Origin of the sequence: Rhodococcus sp. JVH1 (assembly GCF_000280725.2) — a bacterium.
GTDB classification, from domain to species: Bacteria; Actinomycetota; Actinomycetes; order Mycobacteriales; family Mycobacteriaceae; genus Rhodococcus_F; species Rhodococcus_F jostii_A.
The window spans coordinates 7291579-7315742 of the sequence record NZ_CP166289.1 but is presented as its reverse complement, the minus strand read 5'-3'; the positions used below and the strand labels follow the sequence as shown (position 1 = coordinate 7315742).

Below are 24164 nucleotides of genomic sequence, written 5' to 3'. Positions count from 1 at the left end.
AGACCACGCCGCGACCGCCCACGGTCCGAGTGCCCGAGCCACTCCCCCTGCGAGCGGCGCGGCTCATCGACAACACCCCCGACCTCGCACACCAAGACTGCCCACTACCACCAGAGGTCACCGAGGACGCCCGACCCCACCCACAGAAAGCACTGAGCGACGACGCCGAACAGCTCCGGGCACTGAACCCCGACACCGGCCGACGGACCGGCCCGGGCCTGTGGGCGGTTCCCGACGATCCATCGTGAACACACCGTGACTGTCGCGGGCCGCATTTGTGAGCTGCAGAAACGATCGTTTTCCGACACCCACTCTGACCCGCGGGTTTGGTTGTGACTCACGGCGATAAGTGGCATCGATTTCGCGGCTTTATATCGCGCTGCCTGCCGGACTCGCGGAGCCGCTGCTGGTCGTGTGAATTGGGATTGGGCTTGCAGGACGAACGGAGGGAATCGGGGCCACCTCCGTTCGCTGCGGCGGCGACAGATTGTGCGAGGGGCACCTTCCCGGTCGACGGCAAAGTATCGGTGAGCGCCAGCGTCGTGGAAGGAGAGATGGTTCGGGCGGTGAACCTTCTTGGTTGGCGCGCCACTGGCCGTGAAGCAGATACGCACAGCTGAGAGTTCGGCGAATTCAGTTGATGCCCTTCGCCCACCATCCGGATGGCGGGGATGCCGTCTCCCAGCGTGGCGCGTAGTGCTCGAGGAATATCTGCCCCACCAATTCCCCGCGGCTGCGCACCCCGGTCTTGTCGAAGATCGACTTCATGTGGTCTTGAATTGTGTAGACGGATAACGACATTGCGTGCGCCATCTCCCTTGTCGATCGCCCTTGGATGCACAGCGCAGTGAGATGGCATTCGCGTTGGGACAGTCCGTAGGCCATGGCAATGACGGGCGCGATCTCATGCGGCGTCGCGGGTTGGATGATGACGGCGGTGCGTCCGTCTTCGACGCCGGAAAGCCTGGTCCCGTACAGCAACAGCCAGGCGCCGGATCGCGTGCGTACCCGCGAGCGCGCGGCAAGTTCCAGCGGATCGGTGCCCGGATCGATCGCCCGCGCCCGGGCCGCGATGGCTTGCACGACCTTCGATTCGAACGGCGTCGACGGCGCCGGGACCTCGACAATTTCGTCGATCCAGCGTTCCGCGGCGGGTGAGACCGATTCCGGGTTGCCCGCGGCGTCGAAGACCACCACGCCGGGGCCGTAGTCCACGGTCGTCACGGCGGCCTCGACCTTGTGGAGCATCGAATGTCGCAGACCGGTCGCGAGCGCGGGCGCCAGCGCGGCGATTGCGCGGACGTGCTCGGCGGTGTACCACGGCGCGCCCGCATCGCGCAGGAATGCCGCTGCACCCCAATAGACCCCGTCCGACACCAGGGAGACCCGCAGCTCGTCGCCGATTCCGTACGCCTCGTGCGAACGGTGCCGTGCACTGCGGGACAAATCTCCGTGGGTATCCAGACTAAGTGCACCCGCCAGGCGGCCACTGTGCGCAAGAAACGCCCACTTGTCGACGTCCTCGACCTCGTATTCGTAGTGCGCCAACCAGGATCCGGAACACCCAACGTTCCGGTTGACGCTGCCGGTGAACAGGATGGTGCCCGGGTCGACGGTGTGCCAGCAGCAGCGGTCATGTGGGATCACCGCGCGCAGGGCCTCGCTCATTCGCGCGCTGTACCCCACCCAGTCCAGCTGGTCGGCGACGGCACGCGAGATTTGATCGCGGACGCGTGGCAGCAAGCTCTGCGCCATCTCCGAAGTGTATCGCAGCAGGTTAGGGCTGCCTACCCCAGAAATCTGGGTGAATTCCCCAGGATTCAGGGATATGACGCAGAACCCACAACGACGACGCTGGTTGCATGACGATGACAGCCCATACCTCCGCCGAAACCGACCACGACCTGCCTAACCCGGAGCCGATCATGCAGCTGGCGTCCGGGTTCATGGCCGCCAAACACCTCTTCGCCGCCAGCGAACTCGGTTTGTTCGAGGCGTTGGGCGAGGGCCCCACCGACCTGCATGGCCTGGCCGCCCGTAGCGGGCTTACTGCCCGAGCCACCCGGATCAGCGCCGACGCCATGGTCGCGATGGGTATGCTCGAACGCCGAGGCGAACAGTATGTCAATACCGAGACGGCGGCCGCGTTCCTCGCCGGCGGATCGCCCGCCGACCTGCGTCCGCTGCTGCGGTTCTGGGACAAGATCAGCTTCCCAGCGTGGGAAGACCTGGCCGGCGCACTCGCCCGCGGGCCGAAACGCCAGATCTTCGACCTCGACGCCGCCCTGCAACCCATCGCCTCGATCGGTATCGAGGCGTTTTCGGCCGGCCCCTCGCTCGCCCTGCCGGACACGGTCGATCTGTCCGGCAGTCATCGACTCCTCGACATCGGCGGCGGCACCGGCTCCTGGTCCATCGCGGTGGCGCGCCACTGCCCGCAACTGAGCGCGACCGTGTTCGAGCTGCCGGCGGTTGCCCAGACCGCGCAGGACCGCATCGCGTCGGTCGGGATGGAGGGGCGAATCGACGTATACGCCGGCGACGCGATGGCCGACCCGCTGCCCACCGGATACGACGCCTTCCTGGTCGCGAACCTGGTGCATTACTGGTCACCGGAGCAGAATCGTGCGCTGCTACAACGCATTCGCGACGTCGCCGCACCCGGCGCCACGCTGCTGATTGCCGACTTCTGGACCGACCCCACCCACACCCAGCCGGTCGCGGCCGCCCTGATGGCGGGCGAATTCGCGGTCCACCTCGAACACGGCGACATCTACAGCGTCGGAGAAGGCATCGCCTGGCTGCAGGACACTGGCTGGCGCTACCGCGACCATCGCTCGCTCACCGGCCCGATGAGCGTCATTGTCGCCGAAACCGCATGAAACAAGACAACACCCAAGGAGCACACGATGAGCGAGCATCAAGTCGCAATCGTCGGTGCCGGAACCTCCGGGGTCGCGGCGGCGGTGGCCCTCGCCGACCGTGGCATCAACCCGTTGCTGATCGACCGAGCCGACCAAGTCGGTTCGTCGTGGCACTCTCGTTATGACCGGCTGCGACTGAACACCGGCAGGCAGTTCTCCCACCTGCCGAACCGCCCCTACCCCAAGGGCACACCGACCTTTCCCACGCGGGAACAGGTGATCGAGCATCTCGAGCGGCACGCACGTGCGGACGGGATCGAGCTGCGCCTGGGCTGCCCGGTGGAACGGCTCGACCTAACGGACGGGCACTGGCGGTTGACCACCGCTTCCGGTTCGGTCGACGCTGCCGAGGTGGTGGTCGCGACCGGCTTCGATCATGAGCCCTTCGTCCCGGACTGGCCCGGACGCGGGGACTGGCGGGGTGCACTGGTTCATTCCTCGCAGTACCGGAATCCCTCGCAGTACAACGGGAAACGGGTCCTCGTGATGGGAGCGGGCTGCTCGGGCATGGAAATTGCCTACGACCTCGCCACCGGAGGCGCGGCAAAGGTCTGGCTTTCGGCTCGCACGCCGCCGAACATCATGCTCCGCCAGGGACCTGGTGGCATACCGGGAGACTTCATCGCGACGCCGCTCTACCATGCCCCGGTCCCTATCGCGGACGCAATCGCTCGGTTCGGCCGGGAGAGGAGCATCGGCGACCTGCGCGAGTTCGGATTACCGATCCCCGACGAGGGGATCTTCGCCTGCAGTGCCCGCCTCGGCGTGGCACCGGCGATCGTCGACAAGGAGCTCATCGCCGCGATCCGAGACAGGTCCATCGAGGTCGTTCGCGGAGTCGAGTCACTCGACGCGGACAGCGTGTGGCTGGTGGACGGTGTGCGAATCGACCCGGAGGCGATGGTCTGCGCGACGGGGTTCCGCCAGGAACTCGAAAAGCTGGTCGGGCACCTCGGCGTACTGGACGAGCGAGGTTGGCCGCACGCCACCGGTGAAAAGCCGGCCGCCGAGAGGTTGCGTTTCATCGGGTTCGTGCCCAGGCCGTCGCAGATCGGATTCGCGGCGAAGCAGGCTCGCCGCGCGGCCCGAGCGATCGCGCGGGAACTGCGGTGAGCGTCGGTAGTAGGATTCTCCCGCCCTGCCCCGGCGCTCGAACAATGGCGGGTCTGCGCGGAGATGGCCGACCGGTCAGATCCCCCCACACAAACGGTCGTTCATGAGACATCACTGACCGGTTGACGTTTACCCAGGTCGGATGCGTAAAGAACACCGTGTACGGAACAACGTCACGTTGTCGGGGGTACGCGATACATTCCCCGATGTGAGGATCAGGTACGGCCGAGTGTCGACGCGGGATCAGCGTCCCGAGTCGCAGCATGATGCGTTGACCGCCGCAGGGTGCGATGAGATTTTCATCGACAAGGCCTCCGGGAAACTTGCGCCGCGCCCGCAGCTGGACAAGGCGCTGCCGTCGGCCAACCGCCGGGGTGGTCAGGCTGTCGTCACCAAGCTCGACCGCCTCGGCCGGTCGCTGGAGCACTGTCCAAGCTGCGGTGACGGCGCACAGCCCACCAGCACCTTGCCCGCTCACACCACTTCACCATCACCCAGATCGACGACGCCGCCGATCCTGTCCGACCGGGAGTACCCACCGACCGTCCGCCCGAACAGGTCGCGGGACCCAGGCGGCGACGTCGTCGAGCAGCATCTGGTCGAAGTAGCGCAGTTTGATGCCGTGGCCGCCGGTTGATGCCGTGGCCGCCGGGCAGCCGGCGCCGATCCCAGTCTGACCGGTGTGGAACAGGGCGAGGACCCCAGCCGACTCACGGAACGGGCGACGCCGACGGCGCAGGCACCGCAACCGAACCCGGCCGATCTCGATGAGGCGATCGGATTCTGGACCTGTTCGATCAGGGACACGACCCGGTCGTCCGTAGCGGAAGGAGTCCTGAGCTCATTGCTGGTAGTTCTCGACTTCCGGGATCGGACGCGGGGCCGCACCGTCGGGGTCTTGCCCGGAGTCCTGGCGGGCGCGGCGCTGGCGGAGCAAGTCCCAGCACTGATCAAGTGCTACCTCGACCCGACGGAGTTGGTCGCGTTCCTCGCCGGGGGTCAGTTCGCCGGCCTGGACCCGGTCCCGCAACTCATGCTCGCGGGCGATGAGGGACTCGATCTGCGCGAGAGGGTCTGGCTGATTCATCACATCTCCGTCGTTTCGGTGGTTGCCGCAGTGATCGTCGAGTGCTGGAATCGGGATTCCCCGAAATGGACCAGCAAAATCTGTCAGCCGTTCGGTGGAACGAGGCACCGCGGGTGCGGCGACTGGGCCCGGCTTGACGTCCCGGTGCAGGATGGCCGCACGGTGCGCAGTCTCCAACGCCCCCGCCAACTTTACGCCGATCCGGACCACCTTGCCCCAGGCCATCGGACCCTGCCGACGCACAGCCGCGTCCAGAGAGCCCCGTTGATGATGCTGCATCACAATGAACGGGCGCCCCGTCGAGGTTGTGCCGATGCGCAGCACATTGACTATATTCGGATGCCCTGACAACTGACCCATCGCGCGCTACTCCCGCAGGAAACGGGCATAGCCCTCACTATCATGACCCGAACTCAGCACCTTGACCGCCACGGTCCGCTCGAGCGAAGGTTCCCGGCACCGATAGACACACCGAAGCCGCCATGGCCGATCTCGTCGACCTCCCTGAATCCCTCGGATTCGAGTTCCGCTTTGATCTTCGGGCTGACACCATGCAGCGGCGCGGGCCTGTCGCGGTCCGTCATCGATGACCCGCCCTCCCCTGTGGAGGGGTACGAACTCGGTCCATACTTTGCCGCCGATACCAACAATCTGCTCCGACGGCCGACCACTGTCAGCGCAGCAACTCGACTAATCAGTCTACCCGCGGCGTGGCTGCGAGAGGTTGTTCATTCGGACAGCGCGACGACATCGTCGGGCCGCAACTTGCGGTGCGGCCCTCCTCGACCGGCACACCACGCTCGCGATCAGTAGCAGCCACAAACCGGCGATCCCCGTATTCGTGTCGGAACTAACCGAGGCACCCAGGACTCCGAACCCACGATTCAGTACCCGTCGGTCGACCAGGTGCGTTCCCCCACTCAGCCAGGTGTGTTCGCGAGGAGGCGCGACAACACTAAGTGCCGCACCCATCGGCGGACGGTCGGGTGAGATGCCGCGGAATCCCTGTTCACACCCCATAAACCAGTCCTGCGCCGATTCGGCAATTCTTGCGGTGATGGTGGTGAGATCGACGTCGACCAGGGTTCCGAAACCATGGCTTCCTCCTTGTCCGGTCTCGAGCCCAATTGACCAGCCGCCATGGACTTTGGGCTCGTCGACTACAAGCCCGCTCATCTCGCCGAGGTAGCTCAGCTCCTCGTAGCAGCGCATGTCACGCCCCACGGCGTGACATGCGCCCCGAAGTGGGAGGTGCACCCAGCAGCGTTGTCCTCCTCACCACAGAGTTTCAGGTTCCATGATGGGGGGTCTCCAGCGGATGCAACGGGGGTCGTCGCGATTCTTTCGAGGCCATTTTTCACCCTCTCAATCGGCTGTCGATCGGTCAACGTCACCGCCCCGCTACCTGTCCCGAGTTGTGCGTCGGTGAGCGGACACCGATTCATCTCCGGGATCACTCTCAAAGAGATCGCAGATCTGAAGACCACGCTCGGCGAGGGACCAGCACAGGGATCACACATCCGGGCTTGGGAGGTCGGCCAGAAGATCGGGTCCATGGCAATGTGCCGAGATTACGAGCCACTTGTTCACAAGATGCCCACAGGTGAACCCGCGTTGCCGGTGACGGATCCACTATCGGGACTCACTCTTCTGCTCCGGCGGCACGGCCAGCGGCACGCACGGCACTGGCGGGATCGGGCCTGTGGACCGGTCGATTACGTGTCAGGACCGCACGCTGAGGATGTCGTCCCGCACGATCTTCCGAAACCCTGGGTTGATCGCAGGCTTGCGGCAAGAACATGTCGAGATCCCGGCACCGGCTCCGTCCCAGCATCGAATCGGCAAGACAACACAAGACAACAATTGGAGGATGGACCCCATGGCACACGTACAACGTTTCGACCACCTCGGCATCACCGTCGCGGACCTCGACTCGGCAACGGCGTTCTTCGTCGGACTGGGCCTCGAGGTGGAGGGCACCGGATCCGTCGAGGGCGAGTTCGTGGAGACCGTCTGCGGCATCCCCGGCGCGCATTGTGAGATCGCGATGCTGCGGCCGCCCGACGGAGGATCGCGGCTGGAGCTCGCGACCTTCGTCACGCCCGACCACGTGCCCGGATCGCCCACGGCGATGGCCAACGAGCTTGGGCTGCGCAACGTGTCCTTCGAGGTCGGCGACCTCCAGGCGGCCGTCGATGCGGTGGCTGCGGACGGGTACGGGCTCATCGGCGGCATCGGTGAGTACGAAAACAGCGTGCGGATGGCCTACGTACGTGGGCCCGAAGGGATCATAGTGTCCCTGTTCGAGCAGATCGGCTGACGCGCGTGAGCGTTGCCCGCGTGTGTCTATTCGAGGACCGTACGGGCGAAATCAGGAGCGGGTCGTGGGTTTGATCGAGATCGAACGCCAAGGAAAGGGATGTGAACGAGATGAGCTCGGACGTGACTGACGACCAGGTTCAAGCCCTGGCCGCGACCGCCAAGCCCTTTAGCCTGGTTCAGCTTCGATGGAGCTCGGACCGACATCAGGACGGAGCCGAGGCGGTTGAACTTGAACACAAACATCGCATGGTGTCGTTACACGCCGAAGGTGTGATCGCGATCTGAATCGCCCCGGCTTCTACGGAGGCTCGGTTATCTGGTTCCGGCCTCAGCGAGGACCGGTGTCTCACGGTAGTCGGCCGCCGTGTGATTCGACCAGTAGGCGGTCTCGTACTCTGCGGGTGGAACGTGGTCGATCTCGCCGTGCAAGCGGCGGTGATTGAACCAGTCGATGTGCTCGGCGACCGCCCACTCGACGTCTCCAACGCCTCGCCAGCCCCCGTGCGGGCGCATCACGGGATTGCGAATGCACTCGACCTTGAACAACGAGTTGAACGCCTCCGCCATCGCGTTGTCATACGAATCTCCCTTGGAACCAAAAGAAGACACTGCGTCACACTCGTCGAGGCGCTCGGTGTATCGCACCGCTCGATACTGCACGCCGCGGTCGCTATGGTGAATCAATCCGGCGACGTCCTGGCCGACCCGTCGGCGCGCCCACAACCCAATATCCAAGAGGGCCAGGTCGGTCCGCATCGACGTCGAGACCTGCCAACCGACGATCATCCGGGAGAACGCGTCGAGGATGAACGCGGCGTCCACCCACCCCGAATGCGTGCGAATGTAGGTCAGGTCCGCCACCCACAACGTGTTGGGCGCGTCGGCGACGAACTGACGCTGGACCCGATCCGCCGGCCGCGGAGTCTCGGCTCCGTCACTGTGCGTGATCTTCCGCCCTTTCGATCGTGGTATTCCCTGTAGCCCATCGGCTTTCATCAATCGTTCCACGGTGCACCGGGCCACCGACGTCCCCTCTCGTTTCAGACTGGCGTGCACTTTGCGGGCCCCATACACCCCGAGACTGTCGGCATGAACTCTCCGGATCTCGGACAGAACCTCGCGGTCACGTACGGCACGTGCCGATTCGGTTCGCTGGGGACTCAGGTGAGCTCGGACTGTGGACGGAGCGATCTGGGCGGCCGTACCGCGCAAGACCGCGCAGATCGGATCGACTCCGTGCTCGTCGCGGTGAGCAGCGACGAACTCCACGATCAGCGCTGTGGGCGGTCGATGTCCGCCGCAAAGAAAGGCGAGGCCGGCTTGACCCAAGTCCGTAACGCCTCGGGGTGCACACCGAGCTGATCGGCGATCCGCTTGATCGCTCCCGGCCGCGTCGCCGGATCCTGGCGGGCCTCGACCGCCATCCTCGTTGCTCGATCCTTCAGCTCAACGCTGTACTTCCGTAGTGCTGCCATGCTCTCCATCCTTCACAGGTTGGAGAGCCTCCGACAGACCCGGGGCGATTCAATCGTTGAACACGCCGTGACCTCATAATATGAAGCGAGGCTGCTGGCGTGGGCCTCTTTGCTCAGGACCCAGGAGCGCTCCGCCATGAAGAACACCGTCTCGATCGAGATCGCCCTGCCGCGGGAGACAGTGGCACAGCTGCTCGCCGACTCGGCACACCTGCCGAAGTGGCTGCGGGGTCTGGTGCTGCACGAGCCGCTGAGTGGGGTGCACGGACAGGTCGGTACCACATCGCGGGTCGTGATGCAGATGGGGAAGCAGGAGATCGAGTGCACCGAGACCATCACGCGTCGGGAACCGGAAGACCTGCGCGGGATCCCGAAAGGGAGCGTCGTTCACTTCGACCGCGAGATCGTCGGCGAGGGCATGTGGAGCGCCGTGCGCGACCGGCTGACCGAAGTCGGTCCGGAGATGACGCTCTGGGTGAGCGAGAGCGAATACCGGTTCAGCGGCTTGCTGATGCGGCTGGTGGGGCTCCTGATGCCCAGCGCCTTCCGCAAGCAGTCGCAACAGCACATGCAGGACTTCAAGGCGTTCGCCGAGCAGGGAAAGGACGTCCGCGAAGCGAAGGACTGATCTACGATCAGCGCTCGTCTCCCGAAGAGTGGGGAGAAGCCGGACGTGACGGCGGGCCGACCACTGTCGGGAACGTGCTCGGGGCGGGGTGGAGCGGCAAGGATGGATGTCGGAGCCTGTGTAACGAAGCCGAGCGTGAACGGCCCCCGCTGAGTATCGGCTTGTGTACGAGCACCCGCGCCCCTTACGCGCCCCACAGCTACCCGGAATCGAATTCAGTTGTGCCCCAATGCAGGTCAGCGCGGGTATTGCCCCTGAATTGCGAGTGCCTCCGGATTCACACCCTCACTCCACGTGAGCCGCACCCAAGCCCTGCTACGGGGACCGGCCGGCCGGGATGGGATGGACACCAGCACCGATGCCCGGCGCAGCCCTAGGCCAGCCCGGTCGCCTCTGCCTGCACTCGAAATGGCGTCCGTCTTGGTCGGCGCGTGTTCGCTTGGATCCTCACCACAGGAGAGTGGGCCACTGCCAGCACCCGGAACGAGAGTTTGCTGCCCGTGGACCCACGAAACACTCGGGGGTGGTCCGGCCGCAGGAGCGCCTTGACCGCCGCGTTGCCGCAGGAATTCAACGCAGTGAATGAACACGGGCCTCACTCTCCCTCGACGACGTGCGTCCATCTGGACGCGTGCAGTCGTCTTCTGAAACTGACAGGCTGAGCGCCGTTCTGCGGTGATCTGGTCCGTTCTAGCCATCGTCAGTTGGACAGCTACACAAAGATGCGACCGTTCCGCTCGATCACGCGCACATCCAGCATGACTTCGCCCTCACCGAGCACTACTACGTGTTCGTACTTGCGCCGATCATCCTCGACCCGGTCAAGGCGATGCTCGGTCTGAGCACAGCCGAAGCAGCAACGAGCTACCGGCCCGAGGTCGGCACCAAGATCATCCTTGTCCCCCGCGGCGGTGGTAAGCGACGCGAAATCGAACGCCCGCCGCTGATGTACGTCCACATCAACAATGCGTTCGAGGATCGTGGCGATGTTGTGGTCGACCTTGTCCGGTACGACGACTATCACGACTTCTTCGATCCCGCGCGCGACTTCCGCACTCCTGCCGTGATCGGCGGCTACGCGTCACGGCTTCGCGTCAGCAAAGGCAGCAAAGTCACTGTCGAGGACTTCAGCGGCCAGTGAACCGAACTGCCGCAACATGATTGGCGGTGCACCTCGCGAACCTACCGGTACGGCTATCACGGCACACTTGATTCACGCCCCGATGCCTCGAACCGTGTCGTCAAGATCGACACCGACACGGGGCGACATCTGGAGCACGTATTCGAACCGGGCGACGCGGTCGGCGAGCCGATCTTCGTGCCCCGCTCGGCCACCGCAGCCGAGGACGACGGCTGGCTGCTGACCGTCGTCTATCTCGCTGCCGAGCACCGCTCCGCCTTGGTGGTTCTCGACGCCCGCGACCCCTCCCGCGCACCCATCGCCGTCGCCAGGTTGGACCAGCACTTCTTCCCCGGATTCCACGGCAGCTTCACCAGTCGAGTGACGGCCTCATGATTTAGCCAGAATCGCGCGTGCGTTCTCTCCGTATGAGATTCCAACCCGTCGTGGAAACGAGCGCCCCGATTGCGGCTCCGAAAAGAGGGCCACCAACGACCAGTCCAATCATGTATCGGTCAACCGAGACCTTGTCGATCCGTATCGAATGGAACTCGTTCGGCTGGTAGCTGGCCGTGTAGATCGTGAACGGCTGGGAGGCGTACCACCACAAGACGGCAGCACCTACGAGTCCACACACTAGGCCGAAACCGGCGAAGACCCAGAGTGTGGCCGCCGCGAAGCCGGACGACAAATACACACCGATTCACGTCGGCGGCTCACACGGCAACTTCCCCCGCTTCACCGCGTCGACCAACGTCGCGTGGTCGCGTTCGGTCTGATCCGCGTACGCGTGCGCGAACCGGCTCAGTGCGACGTCGAGCGTGTCCGACTTTCCGACGTAGCCGCCGATCATCGACGCACCACTGGTCCGCGCGTGGCCCTTCGCGAGCAGGCGCCCGCAGATGCCGGCGTAGTCGGTCAGCGCTGCGGCGCTGAGGTGGTCGATCGGGACCGCGCCCTTCATGTTCCGGAACTGCCGCACGTAGTACTGCCGGCCCTCCACCGTGGTCCAGCCGAGTAACGGATCGCTGACGGTCTGCAGGGCCTGCTGATACTCGACCACGCGCCGGCCCTGGTGGTCGTGCCAGGCGGACTCGCCGTGAACGAAGCGTGCTACGACGGATCGACGTGCCTGCTTGAGCTGCAGGAACACCACGTCGTCGACACTGCTCCCTTCGCACAGCACGACGTAGGCACGTAATCCGACGCTGCCCACGCCGACCACTTTGTGCGCGACGTCGACGACGGTGTAGCCACTGAGCAGTCGTGCCCAGTGGCTGGGCAGCGTGGTGAGGTATTCGTCGAGCCCGGCGGCGATTTGCTCGGCCTCCGCCTCGGACACCCGGGTGATCAGCGGCGGCTCCTCCACGATGCGCCGGCCGGTTTCGTCCTGCTCGGTGAATCGGGGCAGCGCCCGGTCGCTGACCCGGCGCCGAGCCCGCTCCGCGGCGCGGGTGATCTCGTGGCGCAGCGACTCGTCCGACGCCGTCGTCTGCAGCCGGTCGAGGTCGAGTCGCTCGAACGAGCGCGCCAGCAATGGTTGTTCCGCGAGCCAGCGCACATGCTCGCGATAGGTGGCGACGCAGGACTGCACTGCACTCTCGCACTGCCCCTCGGTCGCCGAGTTCTGCCGGCCCGCCACCCAGATGCTCGCAGTCAGGCGGCGCAGGTCCCATTCCCAGCCGCCGGGATGCGCCTCGTCGAAGTCGTTAAGATCCAGCACCAGGTCGCGCTCCGGCGAGGCGTAGAACCCGAAGTTGCCCAGATGCGCGTCCCCGCAGATCACCGGCTGGATTCCGGTCGCCGGCAGCCCGGCGAGGTCCTGGGCCATCACGATCGCGGTGCCGCGCAGAAAACCGTACGGCGAGGCCGCCATCCGCCCCACCCTGACCGGTATGAGCGATTCCACCCGACCTTGGTGCGACACACCGATTTGATCCACCACATCGGGGCGATCGTCCGGTGCGCGCCACTCGCCGAGCGTGGACCGCGGTGCCTGCTTACGCAGGCGTTTGCCGAGCGCGTACCGCTCCGCCCTCGGCGTGGCCCGGCGGCGCAACGACGCGAACGACTGCCCGTCGATGGTCGGCAACACGATGTGCGCGTCCGCGGTTGCTGCGCGCCGACGTGGAGGATCGGGCCGACCACCACGGCGTGCAGCTTGTCGGGGTTGGCCACGTTGCGCATCAGACAACTCGATCACCGTCTCTTCGCTGTGAGCAGTAAGGATGCGTGCAGCATATCGACGGGTCCCTCGCCGAGATCGGCCCAACACCCGTAGAACTCCCTTGGTACCGCCAACGCGTGACGGACCGTCCGCGGTTGGTAGCGGTCGTTCAGGTAAGCCTTGCGAGTGACTGAATTGACTGTTCCCGCTGTCGTCGACGACACCGTGCGCGCGGACGCGCCTGGCTTGGTCGCCACACCGAGCCACAGCGCGTAGTCGCGAATCGCGGCCGATGTCGCACGCTGCCACGGCACGCCGACTATCCGAAGCCATCGCCAGCACCGACGTATATCGAAGGCGTAACTGCGCACGCTACCCGGCCGATTGCCGAGAGCCGAGAGCCGAGACCTCGACCAGATACCGACGGATCGGCTCGATCGCTCCGCCGACATCGTCCACCAACAGCCACGGAGAAGAACGAAAGCCTCGACCACCGAACCCCACCGCTCGAGTTCGAACCGTAAGCGATCCACCATCCACGCCGCGCTAGTTGTAAGCCCTGTCGATCAATTCGGACAGAGTGTTGCAGCGCCGTGCGCGTCGCAGTACAGTCCATGTTATCCGTATATCTGTCTAGCAAACTTTAAATACGTACGGCGGGAGCTTTGGTATATGGCCTCAACTGACGACACCCAGACGCGATCGCGCGTAGGTCCGACCATGAGTGAGCTGTATATCGGCGTGATGCGTCGGGTCGGTCACTACCGCTGGTTCTCCCTGTTCATGAACTACGTCGGCTCACGGGGAGACCGGGCACTGATCCGCGGGAGCCGAGGCCGGCCCTCCCTGAGCGGACCGCAGCTCACGACCCTGCTGCTGCTGACGACAGGCAGAAGAAGCAAAGATCGAACGGTTCCGCTGCACTATGTTCGCGATGGCAAGAATCTCGTCGCCGCTTGCGAGAACTTCAGGCTAGAAGCGGCCTCCAGTTGGCCGAAGAACCTGCTCGCCGACCAGGCACGTATCGAAATCGGTGGCACCGCTGCAAACTATCTGTCGCGACCCGCTACAGAGGATGAGGTCGCGCGCAACATGCCGAGGCGGCGCGGGATGTGGCCCGAGCATGACAACCACATGAAGCGAAATGGGGTGCGCCACGTGATCGTCTTCGAGCCGATGAATGCGGGGACTTGAGTGCCAGCCCAGTTACGTTGCGCTGCAACAGCAAATGACCACACCATGCCGCAGCATATGTATCTTTCTGTGTCCCAAATGATGACGAATATGCAAACAGGTAACCGAACGTTCGCCGTATTCGGGGTGTAAGCGCTGCCATAAGACAAGGTCGCCATCACCAATCTCGCCCGGCGACGCCTGGGCGCTGGATGATCCGCCGCCCGCACACCAACGAGACCTCACCGCCGGCGACCAGCTTCCAAGCACCACCCGAACTCCGCGACACACTCCACGTCCCCGACCAGCAAATCGATCAAGGTCCGACTGGCGCCGGACTCCCCCTCTCATCCTCGTCGACCGCTCCGAGGGAGCATTCGGAACGGCGGTCGACAGCGCATCACTCTCCGCCGCTGGAGCGTCGCCAAGACGTCCACCAACGCCACACCGGGCGGATGTCGATGACATTAGTCGCACGCCGGATCCACACCGTCCGCATCACTGTCCACCCATGTCTCGTCCGCACACCGTCTGACCGAACAACAAGGGGACCTACCATGATCGACACCATCGTCGCCGCCACCGAGGCCGAGGCCGAGGAGCTCGCCGCACCGCTGGACCTGCTGCTGACCGACTCGGTGTTCGGGATCGCCCGCCGGATGCTGCCCAACCGTTCCTGGTTGCGCCTGGGCGCCAGCCTGGCCGGAGCACCGCACTTTCTTCTCGGCCGTGGCCGCGGGCTGGCGGTGGAACTGGCGGACATCACGCGCGGCACCTCTACCCGGAGCCCAGCACGCGCGGACCAACGGTTCGCCGACCCGGCCTGGTCTGGAAACCCGTTGCTGCGCCGCATCATGCAGACCCACCTCGCCGTTGCCGAGACCGCGGGCAAACTGCTCATCGACGCCGACCTCGAGTGGAGAGATCGAGAGCGCCTGCAGTTCGTCCTCGACAACGCCGTCGAAGCCGCCGCGCCAAGTAACAACCCGCTGCTCAACCCGCTCGGCTACAAGGCGGTGATCGACACCGGCGGCACCAGCGTCGTGCGCGGGATGAGCAATCTGGTCCGCGACCTGGCCACCACACCACGGGTGCCAACTATGGTGGACCCCGACGCATTCATTGTCGGCGGCACCGTCGCCGCGACACCCGGGTCCGTGATCTTTCAGAACCGGATAATGGAGATCATCCAGTACGCTCCGCAGACCCCGACGGTGCGCGAGGTGCCGCTGCTGATAGTGCCCCCGGTGATCAACAAGTTCTACATCACCGACATCTCACCGGGCCGCAGCATGGTCGAGTACTTCCTCGGCCAGGGTCAGCAGGTGTTCAACATCTCCTGGCGCAACCCGAAGGCCCGCCACCGCACCTGGGGATTGGACACCTACGGGCAGGCCATCGTCGACGCCTTGGACGCGGTCGAAAATATCACCGGCAGTACGCGCACGCACCTGCACGGGAGCTGCTCGGGCGGGATGCTGGCCGCGATGACCGCCGCACATCTGACCCACATCGGTCAGGGCGACCGCCTCGCCGGCCTCACGCTGGCGGTCACCGTCCTCGACCAGAGCCGGGCCGGATTCGCGGCCGCCGCTCTCGACCCGACAACCGCCCAGGCCGCCATCCAGGTCTCGGCCGCGCGCGGATACCTCGACGGCCGGTCTCTGGCCGAGGTGTTCGCCTGGTTGCGCCCCACCGACCTGGTGTGGCGATACTGGGTGAACAACTACATCCAGGGCCGCACGCCGCCGCCGTTCGACGTACTGTTCTGGAACGCCGACACCACCCGCATGACGGCCACCCTCCACAAGGACATGGTGCAGATCGGCCTGAGCAACGCGCTGACCACCCCGGGCGCGGTGAGTATGCTCGGCACCCCCGTCGACCTGTCCAAGGTCATCGTGGACTCGTATGTGATCGCCGGCATCGCCGACCACATCAGCCCCTGGCAGGCGTGCTACCGCAGCGCCCGCCTACTCGGCAGCGAGAGTAGCCGGTTCGTCCTCTCCACCAGTGGACACATCGCCGCGATGGTCAACCCGCCCGGCAATCCTCGCGCGTCCTACCGGATGGCTTCACCGAGCACCGAGCACCCCGCCGAGTGGCTCGAGACCTCCCAGCAGCAGCAAGACTCCTGGTGGCCCGACTTTGCGGACTGGCTGAGCAAGCGCAGCGGACCCGACAAGGACGCACCAGCCATGCTCGGCGCCGTGGATCTCCCACCCCTGATGCCCGCGCCCGGCTCCTACGTCCGCGAACAATGACCCACCACCTCGCCGGCGAAGGACCACCATGACCACACACCTGACGCGCCCGGCCGAGCTCCTTGATCTCGTCGGCGAGCAGCTCGGCACCACCGACTGGTACCAGATCACCTACGAGCGGGTGAACCTGTTCGCCGACGCCACCGGCGACTACCGGCGGCTCCCTCACCCTCCACCGCGCACCGCGGCCGAATTCAAGAATGCCGTCGCCTCCGGCTATCTCACCCTCTCACTCCTCCCACGGGCCTTGGCGACCTGCTCACCATCGACAGTGCACCGGAGACCATCGATTACGGACTCAACAGGGTTCGCTTCCCCACACCCGACCGAGTGGGAACGAAGGTCCGCTGCACCGGCCGGATCCTTTCCGCGCAGCGATTCGAGGCCGGGCTCGAGGCCGTGTTCGGCGTCACCTTCGAGTCCGAGAAAGCAACATCACCCGTCTGAGTCGCCGAAACCAGTGATCGTCTACAGATGAACCGCCCTCCGGACCGGGCGGGCGAGTCCCGGATGGTGCGCGCCGGTGGCCAGCACCTGCGTGTACACATCCGGCGCGGCACCGGCGTGCCGCTGGTGCTGTGCAACGGGATCGGCGCCAGCCTCGAGGTACTCGACCCGCTGGTCGCACATCTCGGCGCACACCGCACCGTGATCCGGTTCGACGCCCCAGGCACCGGGGCGTCACCGACTTCTCCTGTGCCCTATGGGATCCCGTACCTTGCGTGGGTAACCGGACGAATGCTCGACACGCTCGGCTACGGCCGGGTCGACATGCTGGGGTACTCATGGGGCGGGGCCCTCGCCCAGCAGTTCGCGTTCCAGAACCCGCGCCGGTGTCGCCGCCTGGTCCTGGCCGCAACCGCAACCGGCGCCCTGATGGTGCCCGCCCGGCCCGCTGTCCTCGCGAAGATGCTCACCCCGCGCCGGTTCGTCGACCGCAACTACTTGGCCTCCATCGCCGCGACGATCTATGGCGGCAGCGTCGACTTCGGTAACGCCACCGTCACCCAGCTCGTCAGCCATCAACTCGCCGCCGGATCCCGCCGCGGCTACCTGCACCAGCTGCTCGCCGGGGCGGTGTGGTCGAGCCTGTTCGCCCTCCCGGCAATCCGCCAACCCACCCTCATCGTCGCGGGCACCGACGACCCGATCATCCCGATCATCAACGCGCACATCATGTACCGGCTGATGCCGAACGCCACCCTCGTCACACACCCCGGCGGCCACGTCGACCTCCTCACCAACGCCGCCACGCTCGGCCCCGTCATCGAGGACTTCCTACGGAGAGCACCGTCGGCCTGATGTGAGGCCGGCCCTCGGAGGGCTGCAGCGATTCCGTGTGCCCGGGGTGTCGGCGATATCCTTGAGAGGACGCCATCGAGAGGTGAGTCCACGGTTGTATTTCCGCTGGTCGTGCCGTCGGGACCAGCCCGCAGCCCCATGAGCCGACGGAGTGAGTAGACCGTCCGATGGGTGCAGGTGATCCGCTCGACACTCAGAGGTACCCGCCCTCCCCGGCGGCGGAGTTGGCAGGCACCGGCTTCGACGATGCCCAAGAGATCGGCCGCGGCGGTTTCGGCGTCGTCTACCGCTGCACCCAGGAAGACCTGGAGCGCACGGTAGCGGTGAAGGTCCTCACCGTCGAACTCGACGACGAGAACCGGGCACGATTCTTCCGGGAACAGCGGGCGATGGGGCGGCTGACCGGGCACCCGAACATCGTCAACATTCTGCAGGTCGGTGCCACCGACAGCGAACTTCCCTACATCGTGATGCCGTACCACCCGCAGGATTCCCTGGACGTGCGGATCCGCCGCCACGGTCCGGTGCCGGTGGAGGAGGCACTACGCCTAGGGGTGAGAATGGCCGGAGCGGTGGAGACTGCACACCGGCTCGGCATCCTGCATCGCGACATCAAACCCGCGAACATCCTGCTCACCGATTACGGCGAACCAGAACTGACCGATTTCGGCATCGCTCACATCAGCGGCGGCTTCGAGACCGCCACCGGCGCCGTCACCGGCTCCCCGGCGTACACCGCTCCAGAGGTGCTCGGCGGTGAACCACCGAGCCCGGCCGCCGACGTCTACGGCCTCGGCGCCACCCTGTTCAGTACCCTGACCGGCCACGCCGCATTCGAACGCCGCAGCGGTGAGCAGGTCGTAGCGCAATTCCTGCGGATCACCACGCAACCGGTCCCCGACCTGCGCGAGCACGGCATCCCCGACGACGTGTCCGCGGCGATCGCCCACGCGATGTCCCGCGAGCCCGACCAGCGCCCGGCTACCGCCGCCGACTTCGGAGAGGAGCTGCGAGCCCTGCAACGCGCCCACGGCTTCCCGGTCGACGAGATGGCCCTGCGCGCCGAACCGGGCGCCGAGGTCGGTGACCGAGCGCTAGCGTCAGGCGTTCGGCACCCCACAGAACCCGCCCCTCGGAGCACTACCGGAGCCCTTCCCCTGGAACTGACGAGTTTCGTCGGCCGCCGGCACGAGCTCACCGAGGCGAAGAACCTCCTGGCCGGGTCGCGGCTGGTGACGTTGACCGGGATCGGAGGTGTGGGCAAGACGCGGCTGGCGATGCGGATTTCGTCGGCTGTGCAGCGCGACTACGCCAACGGTGTGCGGCTGGTGGAGTTGGGTGAGCTGCACGACGCGTCGTCGTTGGTCGACGCCCTCGCCGGCGCACTGGGAGTCCGGGACCATTCGACGAGGCCCCTGCGGGATGTCCTGATCGAGTTCCTCGCCCCGCGCGAGGTGCTGTTGGTTCTCGACAATTGCGAGCACCTGGTAGACGCCGTGGCGGAACTGACCGAAACCCTGCTTCGGACGTGTCCGCGGTTGCGGACCCTCGCCACTAGCCGTGAGCCCCTCGGCATCGGCGGGGAAGCAGTGCTGCGGGTCCCCCCGCTGGCCGTCCCCGATCCCGAACGGAAGCTCTCCCTGCGCGGGTTACCCAAATACGATGCGGTGACGTTGTTTACCGAACGCGCCAATGCTGCCGTTCCGGGGTTCGCGCTCACCGACGACAATGCGGCGGAGGTGGCGGGGATCTGTCACCGCCTCGACGGGTTGCCGCTGCCGATCGAACTGGCGGCGGCGCGGCTGCGGGCGATGTCGCCCCAGCAGATCCTGGGGCGGCTGACCGACCGCTACACGCTGCTGACCCGCGGCAGCCGGGGTGCGCCGACGCGGCAGCAAACCCTGCGGTTGTGTATCGACTGGAGCTTCGAGTTGTGCACCGCCGATGAACAACTCGTGTGGGGGCGGGTGGCGGTGTTCGCGGGAAGTTTCGAACTCGATGCCGCGGAGCAGGTGTGCGGCGCGGGCCTGGCACCGGACGAGTTGCTCGACACGCTGACCTCCTTGGTGGAGAAGTCGATCCTGATCCGGGAGGAATCCGGGTCGGCGGTGCGTTTCCGGATGCTCGAGACCCTCCGCGAGTACGGCTACGAGAAAATCGAGCAGACCGGTGAGGCTGTGGCGTTGCGCCGCCGGCACCGGGACTGGTATGAGACGCTGGTGCTCGATGCGGAGGCCGACTGGATCAGCGCCCGCCAGCTCGACTGGATCGCCCGACTGAAGCGGGAACAGCCGAATCTGCGGGAGGCCCTCGAGTTCAGCATCGACGACGATCCCGCCGCCGGCCTGCGCACCGCCGCCGCACTGTACTGGTTCTGGAGTTCCCAAGGCCTCTACAACGCGGGCCGGCGGTGGCTCGACCACCTCCTCGACCGCCGCAGCGGTGCAACGACCCTCGAACGGGTTACGGCGCTCTGCTATGACAGCGTGATGGCCAATAGCCAGGGAGACCTCGAGGCCGGGGCGGCGCTCGTCGAGGCGGCGCGGACTCTCACCGCGCACACGAGCGACCCTGTGCTGCGGGCGTACAGCGACTGCGCCGACGGCATGCTGGCGCTATACAGCGGTGATCTCGCGCGAGCATGCTCTCACCTCGAATCCGCTCTCGCCGAGTTCAGTGCACGGAAAGATCGCACACTCGAAACCAGCCTCCTGTACCCGTTGGGAACGGCCTACGGTCTGTCCGGCCGGACAGACCGGGCGATCGAATGCCACGAACGTGCCCTCGCGATAACGGAGCGATACGGCGAGAAAATGTACCGGGCGCACTCTCTGTGGGCCATGGGCATCGACGTGTGGCGACAGGGCGATACCGATCGTGCGGTCCGGCTCCTCGAACAATCGCTCGAGCTGACCCGGCACGTGCACACCCCCCGCGTCGCGACAGCCTGCCTCGAGGCACTGGCCTGGATCACCCGCCAACAGGGCGACGCACTACGGGCCGCAACGCTGATGGGAGCCGCGGACGGGCTGGCGCAATCGGTGGGCAGCGCTGTGGTCATACATACCAATTTGCTTGTTTATCATCAGGACTGCGACCAGGAGTCCCGGAAGGAACTCGGAGACAAAGTTTTTGCGTCGGCCCACAGCAAGGGCCGAAGTCTCGGCTTCGATGCAGCGATCGCCTACGCTCTCCATGAGCAGCCGGCCAGCACCTCCACGCCCGACACAGATTCGTCGGTGCGACTGACCAAGAGGGAACACCAAGTCGCCGACCTGATCGCCGAAGGCCTGACCAACCAGGCCATCGCCGACCGCCTGGTGATCTCACCACGCACCGCGCAAGGCCACGTGGAGCACATCCTGGCCAAACTGAGTTTCGCCTCCCGCACACAGGTCGCGGCCTGGGTCGTGGAGCGGAAACGTCAGTAGCGGCATCGGCGCGGGCTGAGCGAGGTCGCTCACCCCGCGTCCTTGTGCCCGTACTACGACAGCCGCCTCCAACCGGGCCGGCTACCGGAGCGGTCTGCTTCCGCGCTGGAGGCCTCCGCCCGAGCCGCACCCTGCCGACACGCCTCGAGGAATGCGCACCGCCGTTCCGACCGAGGCAGATCGCGCTTGGGGCAGAGGGGCGATGGATCCGGTACTCCTCCTCGCCGAGCAACCAGTGCTGCAGCAGGGACGTGACGCGGCCGAGTTCGCCGCGGAATTGGAAGCTCAGCCGCTGCTGTTCTGGGACTGTGCTGCCGACGCGTACGCACCACGGCGGCCGCCGAACAGATCCGTCCGATACCTGCACGAGGCCGCCGGCTTCACCCCGGCAGGCTGCCAGGACGGGGCGCAGGCCCACGCGAGGGCCCGATCTCACAGGGTGAAGCCGGCACGCCCACGCGCGGTCGCGGCCGCTTCGGCGAGGGAACCGCGATGGATCGGCCCGTGGCCGGGCAGAAGTATGTCGGCGCCGAGCTCTCCGATGATGTCCAGTGACACGGCGGCCGTGCCGTAGTAGTGGTTGAGCCACTGCGGCAGTAGCTGGGGACCGGAGATGGGTGAGGTCGGATGCCCGGTGATCAAGGCGTCCCCGGAGATCACCACACCGTGATCGGGAAGGTGATAAACCGTGTGCCCGGAGGTATGCCCGGGCACGAGAACCGGAACGGGGGCACCCGGGCAGGTCAGCGCACCAAGTACGGGCATCGGGGTCGGGGAGTCGATGCCGTACTTGGCGGTGCCACCCAGACGCACCAGTTTCATTGCCCAGGACAGGACTCCGGGGCGCCCGATGTTGCTGAGCACGTCCCAGGGGGTCGCGACCTCATGGCATTCACGCCGGGCATGAGCTGCCTCGGCAGGGTGTACCAGTACAGGCGCCCCGTAAGTCTCGGCGAGATATTGTGCGCTCCCGATGTGGTCGACATGCGCGTGCGTGATGAGCACGGCCTCGATGCCGTGAGGATCCCGTCCGATAGCTCGGATCGATTCCTCCACCTCGCCACGCTGCCCCGGGTATCCGGTGTCGATCACAGTCACCGCGTCACCTTCGATGAGCAGCACCCAGTTGACCATCTCGGAGTGCACGAAGAACACGCCCTCGGCGATTTCGGCGGGCTTCATCGCGTGACCACTGCCAGCCTGCCGCAGGCGTTTCGCGTGTTCACTGTGACCTGCGCGCTCACCTGGCTGTAGCCCAGCGCGTTGTTGTCGACGAGCGTCTGGCCCTCTGACACGACCCTCATGTATCTCCTCCATTTTGCATTGTCCAACGGGCAACGTGCGTACGTGGTAAACATCGGTTTTCTTGTTGATCCGGTCGATCACCTGGTCGGCGAGGCGGTGTGGGTGGGCCATCTGCGCTGTTCTTGTGTTCACACGGTCAGGGTCGGTACGCCGCGTGGTGGGTGGTGCTGCCGGCTCCCCGGCATGTGAGACACCCCGCGGCGCCGCCCTGGTCTTGCCGTGTGGGTCCAGTTCGTACTTCCCGCCAGACGCCCGGCCCGTCGAGTTGGATTGCCACTTCGAATCGATCGGCGAATCCTGCACGTTCTTCGTCACCACCCTCGCCAGACAGACGGCGAGACGAGCGCCACCGACAAGCGCCACATCGGCCGACAGCGGGTCTTCGACGGGCGCCTTCAGCGACTCGACGACACCGGCGCGTGGCACCGATCCCCCCATGAGTACTCGCGGTCTTCAAACGGTTCAGGGTTCGTTGTCAGCGGTGTGAGGTTGCCCCTCGGGAGTGGACACCGGATTTCATGCGGCGACTGACAGCGTAGACGACGCGATGAGTCGTTGTTCGAACTCCACTGGGGTGAGGTATCCGAGGGCGGAGTGACGGCGACGTCGATTGAAGTACGAGAGCCACTCGAACAACTCCAGCCGTGCCTGCGACTTCGACGTCCAACTCCGTCCGTGCAGCCACTCCCTCTTGAGTCCTTGGAAGAACGACTCGGCGAGAGCATTATCGTAACTTGACCCGACCCGTCCTCGACTTTGCTGAATCCCATGACGGCGGCATACATCGACGAAAGCTGCTGCGGTGTACTGTGATCCGCGGTCGCTGTGGAAGATAACGCCACCGACGTCACCACCGCGGGTGCGCACCGCCATCTCGATCGCGTCCGTGACGAGATCGGTGCGCATGTGGTCAGCGATCGACCAGCCCACCACCCGGCGTGAGAAGATGTCGATCACCGTGGCCAAGAACAACCACGAGGATCCCACCGGGATGTAGGTTATGTCCCCACACCACTTGGTATCGACAGCCGTAGCGGTGAAGTCTCGCATCACCAGATCCGGCACCGACGGAGCCGACTTGTCCGCGATGGTCGTGCGCTTGCTGCGGCGCAGGTGCCTGCCCACCACGTGGTGGATTCGCATCAGCCGGGTCACCCGTTTGCGGTTGATCCTGCGCCCGCGGGAGCGGAGTTCGGCGTGAACCCGCGGAGCGCCGTAGGCGCTCCGGTGCTCGGTATGGATTGCGCGGATCTCGGCGACTGTCGCGGCTTCCTCGGCCTGGCGCTCGACACGGGCCGGCTCCGTGATCAGGTGCTTGTAGTAGGCGGAACGGGAGGTCCCGAGCACCCGGCACAGCCGCTGCACGCCGAACTCGGCGCGATGGTCGGAGATGAAGTCCCAGCGGCGGGTCTTCACTTCACCTCCTTTGCGAAATACGCGGCTGCCCGGCGCAGAATCTCGCGTTCGAGCTGCCATTCCTTTTCCGCACCGCGCAGCCGCGCATTCTCCGCGCGCAGCCGCGCGAGCTCGTCCGCCTCGGTCCCGTCGGCGCCGGTACTGCGGTCCTGCGAGCGCGCGTTACGGGCGGTGTCCTTGCGGACCCACGTCCGTAGCGTTTCGCCACTGACGCCCACATCCGCGGCCACCGCCGCGTACGTGCGTTTGCCGTCGGCCGCGCGATACAACGCGACCGCGTCTTTCCGGAATTCCTCCGTGTACAGAGACTGGCGTCCCACCTCGACATCCCTCCTGGCTCTCCTAGAACCATTGTCCGGGGTGTCCACTCAAAGGGTGCAGCCTCAGTGTGGTCGATAGCGCGCGTGCGCCCGCGTTCAGTGCCCGCCGAATCGTTC

17 protein-coding genes, 4 pseudogenes and 1 other annotated feature are annotated in these 24164 nt (G+C 65.7%); of the genes and pseudogenes, 13 read left to right on the top strand and 8 right to left on the bottom strand.

The genetic code is table 11. From position 1 onward, the window contains the following. The first annotated feature begins 29 nt into the window (after positions 1 to 29). The gene (locus tag JVH1_RS34305) at positions 30 to 248 is read left to right on the top strand and encodes a hypothetical protein (protein WP_009473350.1); all 219 of its coding nucleotides are present in this window, start codon (positions 30 to 32) and stop codon (positions 246 to 248) included. A 385-nt stretch (positions 249 to 633) separates the two neighbouring features. Here the strand turns inward: JVH1_RS34305 and JVH1_RS34300 are convergent, their stop codons facing one another. Then, positions 634 to 1755, bottom strand: a complete 1122-nt coding sequence (locus tag JVH1_RS34300; protein ID WP_009473351.1) for a helix-turn-helix transcriptional regulator — start codon at positions 1753 to 1755, stop codon at positions 634 to 636. Positions 1756 to 1862: 107 nt separating this feature from the next. Here JVH1_RS34300 and JVH1_RS34295 point away from each other — a divergent pair, with 107 nt between their 5' ends. The 3 genes and pseudogenes from JVH1_RS34295 to JVH1_RS34285 form a co-directional block, all read left to right on the top strand. Beyond that, positions 1863 to 2882, top strand: coding sequence for a methyltransferase (locus tag JVH1_RS34295; RefSeq protein WP_009473352.1), 1020 nt, complete (start codon positions 1863 to 1865; stop codon positions 2880 to 2882). Positions 2883 to 2909: 27 nt separating this feature from the next. Next, positions 2910 to 4037: an NAD(P)/FAD-dependent oxidoreductase gene (locus JVH1_RS34290; RefSeq protein WP_009473353.1), complete on the top strand. Its 1128-nt coding sequence runs from the start codon at positions 2910 to 2912 to the stop codon at positions 4035 to 4037. Positions 4038 to 4179: 142 nt separating this feature from the next. Next, positions 4180 to 4455 (top strand): annotated as a pseudogene (locus JVH1_RS34285) (recombinase family protein); the annotation flags it as partial. Between the two features lie 423 nt (positions 4456 to 4878). Here the strand turns inward: JVH1_RS34285 and JVH1_RS34280 are convergent. Together JVH1_RS34280 and JVH1_RS34275 are read right to left on the bottom strand one after the other, a co-directional pair. After that, complete coding sequence (locus tag JVH1_RS34280) at positions 4879 to 5124, bottom strand: DUF2630 family protein (protein WP_081437514.1); 246 nt, start codon at positions 5122 to 5124, stop codon at positions 4879 to 4881. A gap of 186 nt (positions 5125 to 5310) precedes the next feature. Continuing rightward, positions 5311 to 5484: pseudogene (locus JVH1_RS34275) on the bottom strand (hypothetical protein); the annotation flags it as partial. Between the two features lie 1519 nt (positions 5485 to 7003). Here JVH1_RS34275 and JVH1_RS34270 point away from each other — a divergent pair. Together JVH1_RS34270 and JVH1_RS34265 are read left to right on the top strand one after the other, a co-directional pair. Continuing rightward, positions 7004 to 7444 carry a VOC family protein gene (locus JVH1_RS34270; RefSeq protein ID WP_043777887.1) on the top strand — a complete coding sequence of 147 codons (441 nt, stop codon included), beginning with the start codon at positions 7004 to 7006 and terminating at the stop codon, positions 7442 to 7444. A 101-nt stretch (positions 7445 to 7545) separates the two neighbouring features. After that, a complete protein-coding gene (locus JVH1_RS34265; RefSeq protein ID WP_009473359.1) occupies positions 7546 to 7731 on the top strand; it encodes a hypothetical protein in 186 nt (61 codons plus the stop codon). A gap of 27 nt (positions 7732 to 7758) precedes the next feature. Here JVH1_RS34265 and JVH1_RS34260 read toward each other — a convergent pair. Continuing rightward, positions 7759 to 8921 (bottom strand): annotated as a pseudogene (locus JVH1_RS34260) (IS3 family transposase). Then, positions 8629 to 8758 (bottom strand) — a sequence feature (AL1L pseudoknot). Its footprint overlaps the pseudogene before it by 130 nt. 136 nt (positions 8922 to 9057) lie before the next feature. On the opposite strand from JVH1_RS34260, the gene JVH1_RS34255 reads away from it, so the two are divergent. The 3 genes and pseudogenes from JVH1_RS34255 (at position 9058) to JVH1_RS34245 (ending at position 11065) form a co-directional block, all read left to right on the top strand. Further along, positions 9058 to 9549 (top strand): SRPBCC family protein, encoded by a 492-nt coding sequence (locus JVH1_RS34255; RefSeq protein WP_009473362.1) that lies wholly within the window; start codon positions 9058 to 9060, stop codon positions 9547 to 9549. Positions 9550 to 10267: 718 nt separating this feature from the next. After that, positions 10268 to 10690, top strand: a pseudogene (locus tag JVH1_RS34250) (carotenoid oxygenase family protein); the annotation flags it as partial. Between the two features lie 6 nt (positions 10691 to 10696). After that, positions 10697 to 11065 carry a carotenoid oxygenase family protein gene (locus JVH1_RS34245; protein ID WP_083849709.1) on the top strand — a complete coding sequence of 123 codons (369 nt, stop codon included), beginning with the start codon at positions 10697 to 10699 and terminating at the stop codon, positions 11063 to 11065. A gap of 307 nt (positions 11066 to 11372) precedes the next feature. Here JVH1_RS34245 and JVH1_RS34240 read toward each other — a convergent pair whose 3' ends face one another. Further along, entirely contained in the window at positions 11373 to 12764 is a 1392-nt protein-coding gene (locus tag JVH1_RS34240) for a DUF2252 domain-containing protein (RefSeq protein WP_051033649.1), read from the bottom strand. 792 nt (positions 12765 to 13556) lie between these two features. On the opposite strand from JVH1_RS34240, the gene JVH1_RS34235 reads away from it, so the two are divergent. From JVH1_RS34235 to JVH1_RS34220, 4 genes are all read left to right on the top strand, one after another. After that, a complete protein-coding gene (locus tag JVH1_RS34235) occupies positions 13557 to 14030 on the top strand; it encodes a nitroreductase/quinone reductase family protein (protein ID WP_009473370.1) in 474 nt (157 codons plus the stop codon). A 536-nt stretch (positions 14031 to 14566) separates the two neighbouring features. Then, on the top strand, positions 14567 to 16273 hold the full coding sequence (locus JVH1_RS34230) for an alpha/beta hydrolase (protein ID WP_043777877.1): 1707 nt from the start codon (positions 14567 to 14569) through the stop codon (positions 16271 to 16273). A gap of 474 nt (positions 16274 to 16747) precedes the next feature. Then, positions 16748 to 17575: an alpha/beta fold hydrolase gene (locus JVH1_RS34225; protein WP_043777880.1), complete on the top strand. Its 828-nt coding sequence runs from the start codon at positions 16748 to 16750 to the stop codon at positions 17573 to 17575. A 167-nt stretch (positions 17576 to 17742) separates the two neighbouring features. Then, entirely contained in the window at positions 17743 to 21006 is a 3264-nt protein-coding gene (locus JVH1_RS34220; protein WP_009473374.1) for a protein kinase, read from the top strand. Between the two features lie 432 nt (positions 21007 to 21438). Here the strand turns inward: JVH1_RS34220 and JVH1_RS34215 are convergent, their stop codons facing one another. The 3 genes from JVH1_RS34215 to JVH1_RS34205 all read right to left on the bottom strand — a co-directional run bounded on the left by JVH1_RS34215 (position 21439) and on the right by JVH1_RS34205 (position 24047). Beyond that, entirely contained in the window at positions 21439 to 22188 is a 750-nt protein-coding gene (locus JVH1_RS34215) for an MBL fold metallo-hydrolase (RefSeq protein WP_043777882.1), read from the bottom strand. Continuing rightward, a complete protein-coding gene (locus JVH1_RS34210) occupies positions 22185 to 22310 on the bottom strand; it encodes a hypothetical protein (protein WP_272943921.1) in 126 nt (41 codons plus the stop codon). The genes JVH1_RS34215 and JVH1_RS34210 overlap by 4 nt, the downstream gene beginning before the upstream one ends. 517 nt (positions 22311 to 22827) lie before the next feature. Then, positions 22828 to 24047, bottom strand: a protein-coding gene (locus JVH1_RS34205; RefSeq protein ID WP_085998427.1) for an IS3 family transposase whose coding sequence is annotated in 2 segments (ribosomal slippage) — positions 22828 to 23795 and positions 23795 to 24047 — 1221 coding nt in all. Because the reading frame shifts where the segments join, the coding sequence is not laid out codon by codon here. Between the last annotated feature and the right edge of the window lie 117 nt (positions 24048 to 24164).

What these genes read in the sequence shown, in the direction of transcription:
- JVH1_RS34300 (WP_009473351.1), bottom strand. Translation starts at nt 1,755, where the DNA reads ATGGCGCAGAGCTTGCTGCCACGCGTCCGCGATCAAATCTCGCGTGCC.
- JVH1_RS34230 (WP_043777877.1), top strand. Translation starts at nt 14,567, where the DNA reads ATGATCGACACCATCGTCGCCGCCACCGAGGCCGAGGCCGAGGAGCTC.
- JVH1_RS34215 (WP_043777882.1), bottom strand. Translation starts at nt 22,188, where the DNA reads ATGAAGCCCGCCGAAATCGCCGAGGGCGTGTTCTTCGTGCACTCCGAG.
- JVH1_RS34220 (WP_009473374.1), top strand. Translation starts at nt 17,743, where the DNA reads ATGGGTGCAGGTGATCCGCTCGACACTCAGAGGTACCCGCCCTCCCCG.
- JVH1_RS34235 (WP_009473370.1), top strand. Translation starts at nt 13,557, where the DNA reads ATGAGTGAGCTGTATATCGGCGTGATGCGTCGGGTCGGTCACTACCGC.
- JVH1_RS34295 (WP_009473352.1), top strand. Translation starts at nt 1,863, where the DNA reads ATGACGATGACAGCCCATACCTCCGCCGAAACCGACCACGACCTGCCT.
- JVH1_RS34290 (WP_009473353.1), top strand. Translation starts at nt 2,910, where the DNA reads ATGAGCGAGCATCAAGTCGCAATCGTCGGTGCCGGAACCTCCGGGGTC.
- JVH1_RS34225 (WP_043777880.1), top strand. Translation starts at nt 16,748, where the DNA reads ATGAACCGCCCTCCGGACCGGGCGGGCGAGTCCCGGATGGTGCGCGCC.
- JVH1_RS34270 (WP_043777887.1), top strand. Translation starts at nt 7,004, where the DNA reads ATGGCACACGTACAACGTTTCGACCACCTCGGCATCACCGTCGCGGAC.
- JVH1_RS34255 (WP_009473362.1), top strand. Translation starts at nt 9,058, where the DNA reads ATGAAGAACACCGTCTCGATCGAGATCGCCCTGCCGCGGGAGACAGTG.
- JVH1_RS34210 (WP_272943921.1), bottom strand. Translation starts at nt 22,310, where the DNA reads ATGAGGGTCGTGTCAGAGGGCCAGACGCTCGTCGACAACAACGCGCTG.
- JVH1_RS34280 (WP_081437514.1), bottom strand. Translation starts at nt 5,124, where the DNA reads ATGAATCAGCCAGACCCTCTCGCGCAGATCGAGTCCCTCATCGCCCGC.